The organism is Pontixanthobacter sp., from assembly GCF_049682855.1.
Classification (GTDB): Bacteria; Pseudomonadota; Alphaproteobacteria; order Sphingomonadales; family Sphingomonadaceae; genus Pontixanthobacter.
On the sequence record NZ_JBAUIK010000013.1, the window covers coordinates 122,329 to 139,726 of the forward strand.

Below are 17,398 nucleotides of genomic sequence, written 5' to 3' on the forward strand. Positions count from 1 at the left end.
ATGGCCAATGCCGGTATGGACCCAGAAACCTTCGGCCAGTTTATTGACCAGCTGCAACGCTATGTACGCGAGCGGTTAATCCCGGCGGAAGATCAAGTGATCGCCGATGACATGATCCCCGCTGATCTGGTGGACGAAATGCGCGCAATGGGGCTTTTTGGCCTGACGATGCCCGAAGAATATGGCGGATCGGGCATGAATATCCCGCAATATACCGAAACGGTTCGGGTGCTGAGCTATGCGATGCCAGCCTATCGCTCAATGGCGTCAATCAATCTTGGCATGGTGTGTTCGGCGCTCAAAAATTCAGGGACCGAGGAGCAGAAAACCGAATGGCTCCCGCGTTTGGCAGCCGGAGAAATTGCGTGTTTCGGCCTGACAGAGCCGGGTTCCGGTTCTGACAGTGCCGCGATGGCCACCACCGCGAAGCGTGCAGGCAATGGTTATGTCCTGAACGGCTCGAAGCGGTACATAACCAACGCACCGCACGCGAAACTGGGCCTGATCATGGCGCGAACCCATGACGCAGCCTTGCCCAAAAACGCGCATATCAGTGCGTTTCTCGTCGATATGGACACAGCCGGGATTACGATCGGAAAAGCTGATCGCAAAATGGGGCAAAGCGGCAGCCATATTGCTGATATATATCTCGACGATGTGAAAATACCCGGTAGTGCCCTGCTCGGCGCAGAGGAGGGGCGCGGCTTTGCAACCGCTATGCAGAGCCTGGATAATGGGCGCCTCTCTGTCGCTGCCGCCAGCTGCGGCTATGCCCGCCGGATGCTCGACACCGCAGTCAGATACGCCAATGAACGCAAAGCCTTTGGCGAGCCGATTGCGCAGTTCCAGCTCATTCAAGCGATGCTCGCCGATAGTGAGGCGGAGATTTACGCAGCCGAGTGTATGCTGCGCGATGCGAGCGCAAAAGCCAATTGCGGCACAGCCATCATCGAATGTGCCAGTGCCAAGATGTTCGCTTCGGAAATGTGCGGGCGGGTGGCCGACCGCTGCGTTCAGATTCACGGCGGCGCCGGCTATCTGGCTGAATATGAGGCCGAACGGTTTTTCCGCGATGCCCGCATTTACCGGATTTATGAAGGGACCACCCAGATTATGCAATTGGTCATCGCCAAACAGATGCTGCGCAATTTCGCCGCCGGAATAATTGCCTGATGTACCAGCTTTTATCCGGGCTTTCGCTGATTGAAGTTTCCAGCTTCGTCGCATCACCCACGGCAGGATTATATTGCGCGCAAATGGGGGCAGAAGTCATTCGCGTGGACCAGATCGGTGGGGGTCTTGACTATGACCGTTACCAATTAACCACAGAAGGCCGCTCGCTCAGTTGGGAAAATCTCAACCGGGCCAAGAAAAGCGTCGCGCTCGATATGCGTACCGCTAAGGGCCGGGAACTGGTGCAGGAACTCGCCGCCAAAACCGGCCAGCTGATCACCAATGTGCCGGAAAAGAGCTTCCTCAACCATGCCGCGCTGAAAGCTGCGCGAGAGGATATCATCACCGCGCGGATTATGGGCTGGGGCGATGGCCGCCAGGCGATGGACTTTACCGTGAACGCGGCCAGCGGCTATCCATTGATGACAGGCCCCGCAGAATGGGATGCTGACACGGCGCCCCCGGTCAATCAATTGCTGCCGGCATGGGATTTCATTTGCGGTGCCTATACCGCATTCGCATTGCTGGCGGCGTTGCGTCACCGTGATATGACCGGCGAAGGTAGCGAGCTGCGTATACCGCTAGGCGATGTCGCCATTGGCACGGTCGCCAATAGCGGCGCGATGGCGGAAATGCTGTATCGCGGGAGCGACCGGGAACGGCTGGGCAACGCCATTTGGGGTGCATTCGGGCGCGATTTCATGAGCCGTGATGGCAAACGTTTTATGGTTGCTGCGCTGACATCCAAACAATGGGCCGGACTGGTCGAGGCGTTTGATATCGCACCTCAAGTCGCGGCGATTGAAGCGGCACATAATGTCGAATTTGCGCAAAGCGATCACAACCGCTTCACTCACCGAGATGAATTATTTGCCGTGTTTCAAGGCGTCGCTGATACGCTCGATTATGACGTCATGGCCGAGCGACTGGCGCGGGCGGGCACGACTTTTGAACGCTACCGCACTATGCACGAGGCAGCGAATGATCGGGTTCTGGTGGATGACAACCCGCTATTTGGTCAGTCTCCGAAAAATCCCAGCGGATTCCGCTACCCTGCACCTGGCCCGTTTGCGAATATGCCACAGCGAGAGCGCGGCGCCCCGCATTCAGCCCCGTATTTAGGAGCCGATAGCGAAGAAATACTGGCAGAGCGGCTGGGCCTTGGAACGGGCGCTATCGGCAAACTGATCGATGAAGGCGTTGTCGCCACCAGCGACGCCGATACTCTGGGGACACGATCATGACTCTCAGACGCGTTGCCATCGTACACCCCCTGCGGACACCGGTTGGGAAATTTCTTGGCTCTCTTGCTCCGTTGGAAGCGGGCGCATTGGGCGCAGTGATCCTGAAAGCGTTGATGGATCGCAGCGGGATTGACCCGGCGCGGGTAGATGATGTGGTGTTCAGTCAAGGCTATGGGAGCGCGGAGGCACCCGCCATTGGCCGGTGGAGCTGGCTCGCGGCGGGCCTGCCTATCGAAGTGCCCGGATACCAGCTCGACCGCCGCTGCGGTTCGGGCCTGCAAGCAATTATCAATGCCGCAATGATGATCCAGACCGGTGCCGCCGATGTCGTGGTTGCCGGCGGCGTTGAAAGCATGTCCAATGTTGAGCATTATTCCACCGCTATTCGCAAAGGGGCCCGTTTTGGTGAACTCACCCTGCATGACCGCCTGATACGCGGCCGCTTGATGAGCCAGCCGATTGAACGCTTCGGCGTGATCAGCGGCATGATCGAAACCGCTGAAAACCTCGCCAAGGATTACGGCATCAGCCGCGAAGCATCGGACGCCTATGCTGTACGCAGCCATCAAAATGCTGCCGCTGCATGGGACGCTGGCAAGTTTGACGCGCAATTGGTGCCGGTAGAAATACCGCAGCGGCGCGGCGATCCGGTGACTTTCGCGCGCGACGAAGGCTACCGCGCAGATGCGAGTATGGACAGCCTTGGCGCATTGCGCGCGATCGAAAGCAAGACCAACTCTGAGGCTGTGGTGACTGCCGGTAATGCCAGCCAGCAAAATGATGCAGCGGCGGCCTGTCTGGTGGTTGCGGAAGACAAGCTGGAGGAACTCGGCCTGGAACCGTTGCTATGGTTCGATAGCTGGGCAGCGGCAGGCTGCGACCCTGCGCGGATGGGGATAGGTCCTGTTCCGGCCGTTGAACGTCTGTTTGCGCGAACCGGCACGTCATGGAAGGATATAGGTCTGGTCGAGCTGAATGAAGCCTTCGCTCCGCAGGTCTTGGCCGTTCTGAAAGGCTGGGGCTGGAGCGAGAATGACAGCCGGATGGACATGCTCAACGTCAACGGATCAGCCATCTCGCTCGGCCACCCGATTGGCGCAACCGGCGGGCGCATTCTGGCCGATATGGCTTACGAAATGCACCGCCGCCCCGCCGATACACGCGCGCGGTTTGGTCTTGAGACCATGTGCATCGGCGGCGGACAGGGAATTGCCGCGCTGTTTGAACGGGCGGTTTAAACCGCTCACCAAAAACATGCTCAATCCAGCGGATATTCCTTGATCGGCTGCAACACGCAGAAACTCTCTGCAATCGGCACATGCTCCAGATCAGGAAAAACCAGTTCGGGCGGTTCGATATGGGTGTCTGGCAGACGGTCGAGCAGATTGCGTAAGAGCGTTAACCGCCCGCGCTTCTGGTCGTTAAAATTGACCAAAGTCCACGGCGCGTGATCGCTATGCGTCGCCGCCAGCATCGCCTCGCGCGCCTGCGTATAGGCATCATACTTTTCCCGTGCGGCAAGATCGATGGAGGACAGCTTCCAGCGTTTCAGCGGATCTTCGAGCCGTTCGGCCAATCGCTCTTCCTGTTTTTCCTGATCGGTCGTCAGCCAATATTTGAACAGCAAGATCCCATCATCGGTCAGCATCTTTTCAAAGGTGGGGGCTTCTTTCAAAAACCGTTCAACTTTCGCATCTTCGGTGAAACCCATCACTTTTTCCACGCCCGCGCGGTTATACCAGCTGCGGTCGAACAGAACGATCTCCCCAGCGGCGGGCAGATGCGCGGTGTATCGCTGGAAATACCACTGGGTCATTTCCTGTTCGCTGGGTTTGGAGAGCGCAACAATCCTGCATTGGCGCGGGTTCAGCCTCTGGCTCACCGCGCGGATCGCCCCGCCTTTTCCTGCCGTATCACGCCCTTCAAAAATCACGCATATACGTGCGCCTGTGTGCCGCGCCCAGCGCGCCATCGCGACCAGCTCTTGCTCCAGCGGTTCAAGCAATGCGTCATATTGTTTCCGTTTAAGTTTAGCCAAAATTTTTCCTTCCCGGCCAGCGGGCGCGTTTTGCGTGACGCGGGACCCGGCAGATGGTATCCGATAAAACGATGAATAGCATAACAGAAACTCGGACAGATTTTACCGCCTTGCCTGAAATGTCGGCAGATATTTTCACGGCGCCTCTGCATAAGCCCGCACATTTGGGAGCAGACTGGCTGGAACCCAAACAAGCGGATTACGGCGTTGAGGATCATGCCATCTGGGACGAGCTGTTTGCCCGCCAAATGGGTATATTGCCGGGACGGGCCGCCACAGCATTTATGGACGGGCTCGACAAGCTGGATCTGAGCCGGGGCGGCGTGCCTGAGTTCGGGCGATTATCGGAAGAATTGGGCAGGCTCACCGGATGGAGCGTGGTGCCCGTACCGATGCTGATCCCCGACCACCTATTCTTCTGGCATCTGGCCAATAGGCGGTTTCCCGCAGGCAATTTTATCCGCACGCGTGAGACATTTGATTATATTCAGGAACCCGACGTCTTTCACGATGTCTTTGGCCATGTGCCGATGCTGACCGATCCGATCTATGCCGATTATATGCAGGAATATGGCAAAGCCGGTTGGAAGGCGATGAAATATAATCGCTTGAAAGCTCTGGGCGCGCTTTACTGGTACACTGTCGAATTTGGCCTGATTATGGAAGGCGATGATATCCGCGCATATGGCGCAGGCATATTGTCTGGGCCGGCAGAAGCGAAATTTGCAGTCGAAGCGGCGAGCCCGAACCGGATCATGCTGAATGTGGACCGCGTCATGCGGACCGATTATGTCATCAGCGATTTGCAGCCGACCTATTTTGTCATTGAGAGCTTTGCCGATCTGTTCCGGCAAACGGTTGAGCGCGATTTCGACCGGTTATATACCAGCCTCCCGCCCGCATTCACCTACGCCAATTCGGCGGTGATCGATGTCGATTATGTGGTCAATCGCGGTACGCAGGAATACTTGTTGCGCGGTGGCCGGGGCAGCGGAGCCGCCCCCGTCTGATCCAGTATCCTTACTCTAGCCAATGCTCATCCGGCGGACCGCATGCGCGGCTGCAAGGCCCGCTACCGCGCCGATACAACCAAACAGAAATGTGTTGGCACTGATCTCTTCCAGCAATGAATTGGTCGTTAAGGCCATTCCCAGAACCAGCGCGCCGAGCGCGCCGGATACAACGTCAATCAGAACCGCGCGGCTAGTGTCCGCCGAAAAGATGATCGAGGACAGCCACCCGAGGATACTTCCGATTGCAAATAATATGGCCAAACCCATTACGCTATCTCTGAACCTTTGAAACCTAGACACCGTAAAAAGGAACGGCGGGTGCACCGGTTCGGTTCCAAAAAGCAGACAGGCTCAAGCCGAAAACCAGTAAATGGCAAAGCAGCCCAGGACGATACGATACCATGCAAATGGCGCAAATCCGTGCTTGCTGACATAGGCCACAAATGCCTTGATCACGGCCAGCGCGACCACAAAAGCCGCGAGGAAGCCGAGCGAAATCTCTGTCCAGCCAACCGATGCCTCGCCGGCCAGCAAGGCAGGCTCATCCAGAATTTTTACTGTCGCTGCGCCGATCATTGTGGGCACTGCAAGGAAAAACGAAAACTCGGCGGCAGTTTTTCGGCCCACACCCATCGCCAATGCCCCCATGATGGTTGCTCCTGAACGGCTCGTTCCAGGGATCATCGCAAGGCATTGGACAAAGCCCACCCCGATCGCCATTTTCCAGCTGAGCGCAGCGACACCGGTATCCGCCTTTGGCGTAATGGTTTTTTCAAGCACCAGGATCGCGGCTCCGCCAACCACCAGCGCAACCGCGACAATCATCGGACTGGTTAGCATCGCATCGATCGCATCTTTCGCCATCAACCCGATCACTGCCGCCGGAATAAAGGCGAGCAGAATGTTCCGCACGAACCGGAAAGACTGTTCTTCCTGACGCAGCAGGCCCATACCCATATTCCAGAAAGTCGACCAATAGGCGACCACGACTGCCAAAATCGCACCGAGCTGGATTACGATGTTAAACTGGCGCCAACGCTCGGGATCATACCCGAAAAAGGATTGCGCCAGAATAAGGTGCCCGGTGGATGAAACCGGCAGAAACTCTGTCAGCCCCTCCAGAATGCCCAGCAAGATTGCAGTGATTGTCTGATCCATGCGGTAGCCTCATGATCATCCGGGCACATCTGTCAAATCAAAAACAAACCGCCCCGCTTCCCTGTAAGGAGGCGGGGCGCCTGTGCGGCCAGTATTATCCCCTACCAGATACGAACGCGTTCTTCTGGCGGGATATACATGGCGTGATCTTCCGAAACGCCGAAAGCTTCATACCAGGCATCCATTTGCCGGACCACGCCGTTTACCCGAAACTCTTCCAAACTATGCGGCCCGACACGAATGCGCTGGCGCATCGATTCTTCACGGTTTTGCGCCCGCCAGACCTGTGCCCAGGCGAGGAAAAAGCGTTGATCGCCGGTCAGCCCGTCAATAACCGGTGCCTCCTGACCGCCGAGTGATAATTTATAGGCGCGATAGGCCAAACTCAGTCCGCCTACATCACCAATATTCTCGCCCAGTGTCAGCCGGCCATTCAGGCAGGTTTCTCCATCGTCGAGCGGACAGAACGCGTCATATTGGGCAGCCAGCCTGTCACCGCGCGCCTCAAAGTTTTCAAGGTCTTCGGGTTGCCACCAATTGCGTAATTTACCGGTGCCGTCGCTTTTGCTGCCCTGATCATCAAAGCCGTGGCCGATCTCGTGACCAATCACGCCGCCAATCGCGCCGTAATTGACCGCCGGATCAACCGACATGCCAAAAAACGGTTGCTGCAAGATCGCTGCCGGGAAAACGATCTCGTTCTTTGACGGGTTGTAATAGGCGTTCACAGTTTGCGGCAACATGCCCCATTCGGTCCGGTCAATCGGCTTGCCCAGCTTGCTGACATTGTCTTCCATACCCCACCGTGCCGCGGCCATCCGGTTGGCCAGCGGATTATCGCCGACAATGGTCAGGCCCTCATAGGTTTCCAGATTATCACGGTAACCGATCTTGGGATCGAAGCTGTCCAGCTTGGCCCGCGCTTCGGCTTTTGTCGCTTCGCTCATCCATTCAATATCGGTAATGCTCTGGCCCATAGCGAGCCGCAGATTGGCCACCAGCTCGTCCATTGCAGCCTTGTTTTCCGCCGGGAAATACCGCTCGGCATAGCTTTTGCCGAGTACCTCGCCCAAATGGCTTTCGGCTTCTGAAATCGCCCGCTTCCACCGCTCGCGCTGTTCCGGCTGTCCGCTCAATGTCCGGCCGTAAAAGGCGAAGTTTGCATCATCGAACCGGGTTGGCAGCACGTCTGCATTGCCGGACAGAAAACGTGCCGTCGTCCATGCCTGCAATGTCGCCACATCGGTATTGGCGAGCAGTGCAAACATCCCTGGGGTGCCTTTGCCGATCTTGGCCAGTGTTTCTGCGTCAAGGCCCAGCTCTTCAGCGCGTTCTGCGCTCGGTGGGACCTGTGTCAGGACGAACTTCTCAGACGCATTCAGACCCGTATTTTCCAGCATGGTGGCAATGGGAAAGTCACCCGCAAGAGCCACCAGCTCGTCGGTTGTGAAAGCGGTGTAGCTCAAATCACGGTTCCGGCGCACAGCACGGTCCCATTCAATATCCGACGCAATTTTTTCCTCAAACGCATAGACTGCAACAGCCGTGCCATCCGGATCGGCATACCCTGCCTCTTTGAACAGGAACGATAGATAGGCGCGGTAATCCGCCTGGATTTCCCTGCCCTTTTCGCTACTATCAGAATAATAACTACGGTCAGGCAGGCCGAGACCGCCGGAGAAAACATAGACCGTATACGTATCGGGCTGTTTTTGATCGACAGTGACAAATCCGCCAACGGGCGAACTATATCCGGGCTTGCCCCATAAAACAGCCAGTTTTTCGAGCGATGTCGCCCCGAAAATCTCGGTCAGATAGGGGTAGGCGGGGGTCAGGCCAGCCGCATCAATTGCGTCCGTATCATAAAACGCATTATACGCATCAACAATCCGGCGCTCGCTGGTGCCCGCAGCAGGGGCGGCAGCCACCAGTTCATCGACAAGCGTTTTGACATCGGAGGTCGATTTCTCGCGCAGCAGATTGAATGCCCCAAACCGGGAATATTGCGGCGGCAGCGGGTTCGCGGCGAGCCATTTGGCATTGACGTGCGCGAAGAAATCATCGCCAGGATGGATGTCATTATCGATCAACGCAGGGTCAACGCCCCACTCACCAAAACTCATTGTCGGTGTGGCAATTTCGGCGGTATCATTCGCATCTGCCGCGCCGGTGGTTTCAGCTTCGTCCGTCAGCCAGTCCTTGATCTCGCCGGCCACATGCTGGTGCGGATGGTCGTCGGCAAAGGCCGGTGCCGCAATCATAAACGCCAATGCGCTGGTGCCAGCGGTTAAAACTCTGTGGATCATAGTTTGTGCTCCCTAAGCGGCCGCATTCGCTGCGCGCGATACGGAATTGGATACTGGTTCGGCGAGCGCCTTGATAGCGCAGAGCGTACCAGCGCGATGCGGTTCATCGGCCAGAATTGCAGTTGGTCGATAAAGACACGTCACACTGTCTCGCTGGAGGTGAATTGCAGCGCGGCGAGACGGCTGTACAACCCGCCAGCGTCGGTTAAATTGGCATGCGAACCCTGTTCGACGATCCTGCCATCTTCCAGCACGATAATCCGGTCAGCATTACGCACTGTTGCAAGCCGGTGCGCAATCACCAAAGTTGTCCGGGTGGACATGAGCCGGTCGAGCGCCTGCTGGACCAATTGCTCACTTTCCGCATCAAGCGCGCTCGTCGCTTCATCAAGCAGCAATATGGGGGCATCACGCAGCAAGGCGCGCGCAATAGCAATGCGTTGCTGCTGCCCACCCGACAGCCGAGTGCCGCTTTCCCCCAGATACGTGTCGAGGCCGTCTGGTAAATCGCGCAGGAAATGTTCTGCATTGGCAGCGCGCGCCGCGTCCCAAATCTGGTCGTCGCTTGCCTCCCAATTGCCGTAACGCAGATTGTCGCGCGCATTGGCAGAAAACAGAACGCCGTCTTGCGGAACCAGAGCAATCCGGCGGCGGATATCCGCCGGGTCGGCGCTGGTTAGCGGTACACCGTCTATCCGGATGGAACCCGCCTGCGGATCATAAAACCGCTCTGCCAATTGGAAAATAGTTGACTTGCCGCCGCCAGAAGGGCCAACAATGGCGACCGTTTCGCCCGGCTCTACCTCCAGCGTGAAATCCTGAATGGCGGGCGTTTCCAGCCGTGTGGGGTAGCGGAATGTAACCCCGCGAAACGACAGGCTCCCACGCGCAGGTTCGGGCAAAGCCTGTGGGCGAGGCGGCGGCGCAATACCAGGTTTGGCATTGAGCAATTCATTGAGGCGGCTGGCCGCACCGGCACCGCGCAACAGATCGCCATAAACCTCTGTCAGGGCGCCAAACGCGCCTGCCACAAGCCCGCCAACCAGCACGAAAGCAGCAATAGTGCCGCCGGAAATAGCACCCGTGCTCACCCCGATGGCACCTTGCCACATGATCATCGTGATTGATCCAAAAATGAACAGGATAATGATCGACGTCATAACAGAACGCAGCAAAATCCGGCGCTTGGCCGTATCGAAAGTCGCTTCTACTGCCCCTGCAAAGCGTGATTTCTCACGGCTTTCCTGATTGAATGCCTGGACAATTTTCATCGCTCCGAGCGTTTCGGAAGTCATTGAACCAATATCCGCCACACGGTCCTGGCTGCTACGCGAGATATTGCGCAATCTGCGGCTGAACAATACGATCGGAACAATAATCAGCGGGATCGCCAGCAGCAAACCGACGGTCAAACGCGGTGCCAGCCAGAACAACATCGCAATACCGCCCATTCCCATCAAGACGTTCCGAATTGCCACTGACACCGTGGTTCCGACAACCTGTTCAATCTGGGCCGTATCGGCAGTCATTCGTGAACTGATCTCTTTGGGGCTGTTTTCTTCATAGAAGGCGGGGCCCAAACGCAGCAAATTGGCTTGCACTTTAAGCCTTACATCGGCGACCACTCGCTCGCCCAGCCAGCTGACAAAATAGAACCGTAACGCCGTGCCGACGGAGAGCACCACAACCACCGCCAGCAATCCTTTGAAAAGAGTACCGATCTGATCCAGATCGCCGCCCGCAGCGAAGCCATCATCCACGATCAGCTTGAAACCGTAAGGTATGGCCAATGTCGCCGCAGCGGTAATCACCAAGGCCACCAAGGCGAGAGCGACTTTGGCCGGATAATGGGCCAGTTCAGCCCAGATCATTTTTAGCGGGCCGAGCGTTCTGGCAGCTTTACGATCCAACGCTGCCGACTTTTTACGACCGGATAATGGCCGCTTACTACCGGCCATCTGCCCATCTGCCACGCTCTCTTCACCGCTCATGCCTAAGAAATAGGGAGATAGCCTTGCGAAATCTACCGTGTAGGCATGATTTGGTCCGGTTTATCCATGATGTTCGGCAAAGTGAGCAAAGAAAATTTGCCTATCTGGCTGATTGGGCGCATGGTGCAGTGCACAATAAACAAGGCGACCGGTTTTCCCCGGTCGTAGCAGAGGTTACACATTGCTTTATCACGCTTATGAAATGCAACGCGCCTGGATGTCTAGCGCCAGCGCCTGGGCCGGAATCAGCGCGGAACTGCTGTCCAACCCAAAGCTGCCTTTGGGATATTTCGGCCTTGGGCCTGCCGCTGCCTCTGCGCTTGAGGTCTTCGCTCATGCCGCCGCACCTTACGGCAAGCCGGCGTTTGGCATTGAAACTGTTACCACTGGCGGAAAAACCTATCCGGTGACCGAGGCCACGGTCGTGAACAAGCCATTCGGCGATTTGAAACGCTTTGCGCGCGACGATTTGCCAGCGGATGCGCCGCGCCTGTTGATCGTGGCCCCGATGAGCGGCCATTTTGCAACTTTGCTGCGCGGCACGGTGGAACGCATGATCGACAGCTGCGAAGTCTATATTACTGATTGGGCCGATGCGAAAACTGTTCCCCTACACGAAGGGCATTTCGATCTTGATGATTATATTGATTATATCATCGAATTTATGGAGCATATCGGGCCGCGCAGCGGTCAGGGCGCCAACATGATGGCGGTTTGCCAGCCATCAGTGCCCGCCTTTGCTGCCACGGCGATTATGAACCGGGACGATCATCCCTGCGCTCCCGCGACGCTGACCATAATGGGCGGGCCGATTGATACACGCCAGTCGCCAACCACGGTCAATGATCTGGCGATGGACCGGCCAATCAGCTGGTTTCGTGAAACGGTTATCGCCACCGTGCCGCTGAACCACCGAGGCGCAGGGCGCCGCGTCTATCCCGGCTTTCTCCAGCTCGCGAGTTTCATGAGCATGAACCTCGGCGCGCACATGCTCAGCCATTATGAACTATTCAAACATCTGAATAAAGGCGATGATGAAAGCGCGCAGGCGACCAAGGATTTCTACGACGAATATCGCGCCGTCTGCGACATGACTGCCGAATTCTACCTGCAAACGGTGGAAGAAGTGTTCCAGAAACACTCCATCCCTAACGGTACGTTCGTTCACCGCGGTAAAGTGGTCGATCTGCACGAGATTACCAAAACCGCAATCCTGGCGATCGAGGGTGAGCGCGATGATATTTCCGGCCTGGGACAAACCAAAGCTGCTCTGACACTGGCGGACAGATTGTCCGATAACAAGAAACGCTATTACATGGCAGAGGGCGCCGGGCATTACGGCATTTTTAACGGCAGCAAATGGCGCAATATGGTGGCACCCGTGGTGGAAGAATTTATTGCCGCGCACGCGGTCTAGTCAGCTTCGCGGCAAGTCCCGCAGCGATTCTGCCAGAGCCAACTATCCATGTGACGATTCGCAAAGCAAGCAGAATTACCGCAGTGCCGCCCGCCTGATAGAGAGTGTTACAGGCCGCAAAGGGCAACCCTGCCGCCGAGACATTCTCAGCAGTTAAGACCACAAGGATAACAGGCTCAAGGCCTGGTATGGCGCACCGCTCGCGACACCGGTAATACGCGGTACACGCAAAACGGCCCATCCTCTCAAACCGGGAGAATGGGCCGCTGCGGCGGCTGAACACCGCTGCCAGTATTCAAGCTGATTAGAAGATCTCGAACAGGCCTGCTGCGCCCATACCGCCGCCGACGCACATGGTGACGACGCCGTATTTGGCCTTGCGGCGCTGACCTTCGCGTAGAATATGGCCAACGCAGCGTGCACCTGTCATGCCATAAGGGTGGCCGATGGAAATCGAGCCGCCATTGACGTTCAGCTTGTCATTATCAATGCCCAGCTTGTCGCGGCAGTAAAGCACCTGAACGGCAAATGCCTCATTCAATTCCCACAGATCAATATCATCAACCGTCAGGCCGTAACGCTCAAGCAGTTTGGGGATGGCGTACACTGGACCAATGCCCATTTCGTCAGGTTCGGTGCCGGCAACCGCCATGCCGACACAGCGGCCCAGCGGCTGAAGACCGCGTTGTTCCGCCAGCTTGGCTTCCATAACGATAACCGCAGCCGACCCATCGGATAGCTGCGATGCGTTACCCGCTGTAATCGTTGTGTCGGGGCCGAGCACTGGCTGTAGCGATTGCAAACCCTCCAGAGTGGTCGACGGACGATTGCCTTCATCCTTAGCGATGGTGACATCGACATCGGATACTTCGCCGGTTTCGCGGTCTTTCACCTTGTGTGTCGTGCTTACCGGGACGATCTCATCGTCGAACAGACCTGCGTCTTGTGCGGCAGCCGTGCGCTGCTGCGATTGCAGACCGTATTCGTCCTGCGCGTCGCGGCCGATATTGTACCGCTGGGCCACAGTTTCTGCGGTTTGCAGCATCGGCATGTAGACAGCATTATGCATCGCCATCAGCGACGGGTCGGGCATCATCCGCATTTCAGGCGTTTGCACCAGACTGATCGATTCCTGACCGCCCGCGGCCACAATATCCATCCGGTCGATAACAACCTGTTTGGAAGCGGTTGCGATGGCCATCAGGCCAGAAGAACACTGCCGGTCAATCGTCATGCCTGAAACACCAATCGGGCAGCCTGCACGCAATGCAACCTGGCGGCCAAGATTGCCCGCCTGAGCCCCCTGTTGCAGAGCCGCGCCCCACACAACATCATCGATTTCGCCTGCTTCGATGCCCGCCCGCTCAATCGCCGGTGCCAAGGCATAGGCGCCCAGCGTAGCGCCCGGAGTGGCATTGAAAGCGCCCTTATAAGCTTTGCCCATACCGGTACGGGCGGTGGATACGATTACTGCGTCACGCATAAAATCCTCACATCACCCCGACAGAGGCCGGGGTCTTTTAATAAAAGGGAAAACGACCATTGCGCAGGCCGCGAGCGATCCCGGCCCGAGCCGGGATGACGGTTCAAACGAAAAACATGGTAATCCATTCGCAGATCAAGGCAGGCTTATCCTCGCCTTCAATCTCAATAGTGATCTCACAGGTCTGCTGCCACTGGCCGGGCCGTTTCTCTACCATTTCGGTAAGTTTCCAATGGCCGCGAATGCGCTTGCCGCTGCGGACTGGCGCGATGAAGCGGGTTTTGTTGCCGCCATAATTCACCCCCATCTTAATACCGTCCATGCGGGGCATGTCGGATTCAGCAGAGAGGTAGGGGATCATGGAAAGCGTGAGAAAACCATGCGCGATGGTACCGCCAAACGGCGTCATTTTTGCAGCGTCTTCGTTAATATGAATGAACTGGTGATCACCGGTTGCATCAGCGAACTGGTTGATCCGTTCCTGGCTCATTTCAGCCCATTGGCTGATGCCGATCACTTCGCCGACTTTGGCTGCGATATCCTGCGGTGTCATATGCCTCTCCGTAAAGCTGTGAAATATTACACAGCGTCATGAAGCATTAGACGGCCCAGTGCAACGAGGTTTCCGTAAACGTCAACCTGCCGTTACGGCGCCCGGCCCTATTGTGCAGCAGCCATACGTGGAGGCACGCGGCGTTTGGGGCCTTCCGGTTCCGGCGGTGCGGAAAGCGGGCCGTGCAAGGCCCGGTGCGATTCGAGCCGTTTGCAATAGGTCCACAGCGCGCATTGCAGCGCAATTACCATCAAAACATATGGCTGATACGCAATCCCCTGGAACAATGATCCCACCAGATAGATAATCTGCGCATATTGCAGCGCAGTCGCCAGAGGCGCTTGCCATTGTTCCCCGTCGCCTGTGAATGTACGCCATTTCCGGCGGATTCTTTCCATATGCCATAGACCAAGAGCGTGAATCCACAGCCACATAAACAATCCCGGCCAGCCTTGCTCCCCCAGCATTTCAAAAATTGCCGAGTGGAAAGCGCGCCCCTCATCAACGACTTCACGGAATTCGACCGAGGTCGTGTTGCCTGCCTCTTGGCGAATGGGCATATCGTAAGTGAAGGAATTTCCGCGGAAGGAATCAAACCCGCCACCGGTTGGCTTTTCCATCGCATAATCAAACGTCCATTCCCACACAGCCAAACGAGTGGAGGCTGATTCGTCCCCGTCCGTGCTGCCCAAAGTCGCCATCCTTTCGTAATAGGAGGACGGCAGAAACGGTAATGCGATAAAGACCATAGTCGCGCCCGCGACGATAAAGGTCAGCCGCCGTTTGATATCGCGCAGGGCCAGAACAAGCAGCACCGCGATACATACCAGCCCCGTGCGCGCCTCGGTTCCAATGGGGATGAGCAGGCACGAAAAAATCAGCCCGGCGCTAAACAGTTTCACTCGCCAATCAGGTTTGAAAATCGTGCCATATTTGTTGAACCAGATGATGATCGGAATGCTGCAGATCGCCACTGTGGCCAATGTCGAGCTTTCATACAGACCGCTATTATCGTTCACAAAGAACAGTTTGCGTTCATATCCACCGCCGCCCAGGACAATTTTCACGCCTGCGCTGATCAGAATGGCGCCAACCGTCATCACCATCGTCAACAACGCCGCTTCGATGCGTAATTTCGTGGTCAGCGTCAGGGGCAGGAAAATCGCGAAGAACATCGCTTTCCACACCCATTCCCATTTGGTTGCCGCAAATTCGGGGAAATCGGCATTGGTCGTGGTCCACCAGCAATAAAACAACAACGCCGCGATCAGGCCCTGACGGACTGTAAATTTGGCGCCCTTCTTGGGGTCAGCCAACAGCCAGCCGGCAAAAGCGGCGACAAAGCACAGCAGCGACGGACTGATCGCGGGCATGATGGTGTACCCGATTTTGCCAGGGGCCAGAATATCTACGTAAATATACGCCAGTACCCAAACAAACGGGCTGCGAAAGCCGATCGCAAGGACGGCCATAAGGAAGCCAAACAGCGCCAGATCAAGCATTGTCATGCTCCTGCCGCGCGGCGGCATCGGCCATTTTTCTGGCCCGCTTATTCGGTCTGTCGAACTCTGATTCGCGGTCGAGTTCTGCCCGCCCGGCAATACGGATCAGCGCCAGCAAAATCAGTCCATGAGTCAATGCAAGGGCGAAATAATCAATCACGATACGGGGCGCAGCTCCAGCGGTGGTTCACCCGGCACGTAACAGCACGGAGTTGACGGCGCGTTAAGGTTACCTGGCTAAAGCAGCGTGCGATGACACGGATACTCCATATACTCGACCATTCCCTGCCCCTGCAAAGCGGATATACGTTCCGCACGCGGGCTATCTTGAAAAGCCAGCAAGCGGCAGGATTGGACGTATGCGCGATCACCGGCTTACGCCACGCTGCTGACGGGCCTGCGGTAGAACAGGTCGATGGTCTGACTTTCCACCGGACGGCCGGGTCCGCTGAAGGCCCGGCCGGGATGCGCGAATTGCGTGAGATTTCCGCCTTGACGCACGCCATTGAAAGCCTTGCCGCAGATTGGAAACCGGACATTCTGCATGCCCATTCGCCCGCTCTGTGCGGACAGGCCGGCCTGCGGGCATCACGCAAACTGAACATTCCGCTGGTCTATGAGATACGGGCGTTTTGGGAAGATGCCGCCGTTGGCAATGGTACCGGCACTGCGGGCTCGCTTAAATACCGGATGACCCGCGCTTTGGAAAACCACGTTATCACCGGCGCTGATGCGGTCTTTACTATCTGTCACGGACTGCGTGATGATCTGATCGGACGGGGCTGTAATGGCGGCAAGATTGGCATTTCTCCGAACGGTGTGGATTTGTCGCTATTTGGTGACCCGCCTCCGCGCGATGACGGCCTGGCCGCGCAGCTCGGACTAACCGCGCAGGCCCCGATCATTGGATTTATTGGCAGCTTTTATGATTATGAGGGCCTCGATGATCTTATCCGCGCCATGCCGTTGTTGCAGCAGACATGCCCGGACGCACAGTTAGTGCTGGTTGGCGGCGGCCCGCGCGAGGCGGCTCTGCGCGAACAGGCCAAAGCTTCATCATCTGCACGATCAATTCACTTTTCAGGACGGGTCCCGCATAGCGAAGTGGAACGTTATTACTCGCTCATCGACATTCTGGCCTATCCGCGCAAGGCCAGCCGCCTGACTGATCTCGTCACCCCGCTCAAACCGCTGGAAGCAATGGCGCAGCGCCGAATTGTTGCTGCATCGGATGTCGGCGGTCACCGCGAACTTATTACAGATGGGCAAACCGGGGCATTGTTTCCCGCCGATGATCCAGCAGGCTGTGCCGCCGCTCTGGCCGATTTATACGCTGGCAGAGCTGATTGGGACGCGATGCGCGAGCGCGCCAGAAACCATATCGCACAGCGGCATAATTGGGCGCATAACATTCACCGTTATCAAAGCGTTTACCATCGCCTGCTATCGCCTGCTGTAAATGAGAGCGTTGAAGCTGCTGCCTAACCGGATGGCACGGATGCTCGACAGATTAAAGGCGA

15 protein-coding genes are annotated in these 17,398 nt (G+C 56.8%); 6 read left to right on the forward strand and 9 right to left on the reverse strand.

The window, feature by feature from the left end:
* The 3 genes from WA922_RS09060 to WA922_RS09070 are packed head-to-tail and all read left to right on the forward strand — an operon-like array spanning position 1 to position 3,655.
* A complete protein-coding gene (locus tag WA922_RS09060; RefSeq protein WP_424771374.1) occupies positions 1-1,173 on the forward strand; it encodes an acyl-CoA dehydrogenase family protein in 1,173 nt (390 codons plus the stop codon).
* Positions 1,173-2,417 carry a CoA transferase gene (locus WA922_RS09065; RefSeq protein WP_424771375.1) on the forward strand — a complete coding sequence of 415 codons (1,245 nt, stop codon included), beginning with the start codon at positions 1,173-1,175 and terminating at the stop codon, positions 2,415-2,417. Before WA922_RS09060 ends, WA922_RS09065 begins: the two co-directional genes overlap by 1 nt.
* Positions 2,414-3,655, forward strand: a complete 1,242-nt coding sequence (locus WA922_RS09070; RefSeq protein ID WP_424771376.1) for an acetyl-CoA C-acetyltransferase — start codon at positions 2,414-2,416, stop codon at positions 3,653-3,655. Before WA922_RS09065 ends, WA922_RS09070 begins: the two co-directional genes overlap by 4 nt.
* A 20-nt stretch (positions 3,656-3,675) precedes the next feature.
* On the opposite strand, the gene ppk2 is transcribed toward WA922_RS09070, so the two are convergent.
* On the reverse strand, positions 3,676-4,455 hold the full coding sequence (gene ppk2 / locus WA922_RS09075) for a polyphosphate kinase 2 (protein WP_424771377.1): 780 nt from the start codon (positions 4,453-4,455) through the stop codon (positions 3,676-3,678).
* A gap of 119 nt (positions 4,456-4,574) precedes the next feature.
* On the opposite strand from ppk2, the gene phhA reads away from it, so the two are divergent.
* Complete coding sequence (gene phhA, locus WA922_RS09080; protein WP_424771438.1) at positions 4,575-5,465, forward strand: phenylalanine 4-monooxygenase; 891 nt, start codon at positions 4,575-4,577, stop codon at positions 5,463-5,465.
* Between the two features lie 15 nt (positions 5,466-5,480).
* Here the strand turns inward: phhA and WA922_RS09085 are convergent, their stop codons facing one another.
* The 4 genes from WA922_RS09085 to WA922_RS09100 all read right to left on the reverse strand — a co-directional run bounded on the left by WA922_RS09085 (position 5,481) and on the right by WA922_RS09100 (position 10,923).
* Positions 5,481-5,735 (reverse strand): hypothetical protein, encoded by a 255-nt coding sequence (locus tag WA922_RS09085; protein ID WP_424771378.1) that lies wholly within the window; start codon positions 5,733-5,735, stop codon positions 5,481-5,483.
* 84 nt (positions 5,736-5,819) lie between these two features.
* The gene (locus tag WA922_RS09090) at positions 5,820-6,626 is read right to left on the reverse strand and encodes an undecaprenyl-diphosphate phosphatase (RefSeq protein WP_424771379.1); all 807 of its coding nucleotides are present in this window, start codon (positions 6,624-6,626) and stop codon (positions 5,820-5,822) included.
* A 101-nt stretch (positions 6,627-6,727) separates the two neighbouring features.
* Complete coding sequence (locus WA922_RS09095; protein ID WP_424771380.1) at positions 6,728-8,932, reverse strand: M13 family metallopeptidase; 2,205 nt, start codon at positions 8,930-8,932, stop codon at positions 6,728-6,730.
* 140 nt (positions 8,933-9,072) lie between these two features.
* Positions 9,073-10,923: an ABC transporter transmembrane domain-containing protein gene (locus WA922_RS09100; protein ID WP_424771381.1), complete on the reverse strand. Its 1,851-nt coding sequence runs from the start codon at positions 10,921-10,923 to the stop codon at positions 9,073-9,075.
* Positions 10,924-11,104: 181 nt separating this feature from the next.
* Between WA922_RS09100 and WA922_RS09105 the strand changes: the two genes are divergently transcribed.
* Positions 11,105-12,340 carry a polyhydroxyalkanoate depolymerase gene (locus tag WA922_RS09105; RefSeq protein WP_424771382.1) on the forward strand — a complete coding sequence of 412 codons (1,236 nt, stop codon included), beginning with the start codon at positions 11,105-11,107 and terminating at the stop codon, positions 12,338-12,340.
* Between the two features lie 304 nt (positions 12,341-12,644).
* Here the strand turns inward: WA922_RS09105 and WA922_RS09110 are convergent, their stop codons facing one another.
* From WA922_RS09110 to WA922_RS09125, 4 genes are all read right to left on the reverse strand, one after another.
* Positions 12,645-13,823 carry an acetyl-CoA C-acyltransferase gene (locus tag WA922_RS09110; RefSeq protein ID WP_424771383.1) on the reverse strand — a complete coding sequence of 393 codons (1,179 nt, stop codon included), beginning with the start codon at positions 13,821-13,823 and terminating at the stop codon, positions 12,645-12,647.
* Positions 13,824-13,926: 103 nt separating this feature from the next.
* Positions 13,927-14,376: a MaoC family dehydratase gene (locus tag WA922_RS09115; RefSeq protein ID WP_424771384.1), complete on the reverse strand. Its 450-nt coding sequence runs from the start codon at positions 14,374-14,376 to the stop codon at positions 13,927-13,929.
* A 107-nt stretch (positions 14,377-14,483) separates the two neighbouring features.
* Positions 14,484-15,878, reverse strand: coding sequence for a DUF5935 domain-containing protein (locus tag WA922_RS09120; RefSeq protein WP_424771385.1), 1,395 nt, complete (start codon positions 15,876-15,878; stop codon positions 14,484-14,486).
* Positions 15,871-16,038, reverse strand: coding sequence for a hypothetical protein (locus WA922_RS09125; RefSeq protein ID WP_424771386.1), 168 nt, complete (start codon positions 16,036-16,038; stop codon positions 15,871-15,873). Before WA922_RS09125 ends, WA922_RS09120 begins: the two co-directional genes overlap by 8 nt.
* A gap of 92 nt (positions 16,039-16,130) precedes the next feature.
* On the opposite strand from WA922_RS09125, the gene WA922_RS09130 reads away from it, so the two are divergent.
* Entirely contained in the window at positions 16,131-17,363 is a 1,233-nt protein-coding gene (locus WA922_RS09130) for a TIGR04063 family PEP-CTERM/XrtA system glycosyltransferase (RefSeq protein WP_424771387.1), read from the forward strand.
* Positions 17,364-17,398: the final 35 nt, after the last annotated feature.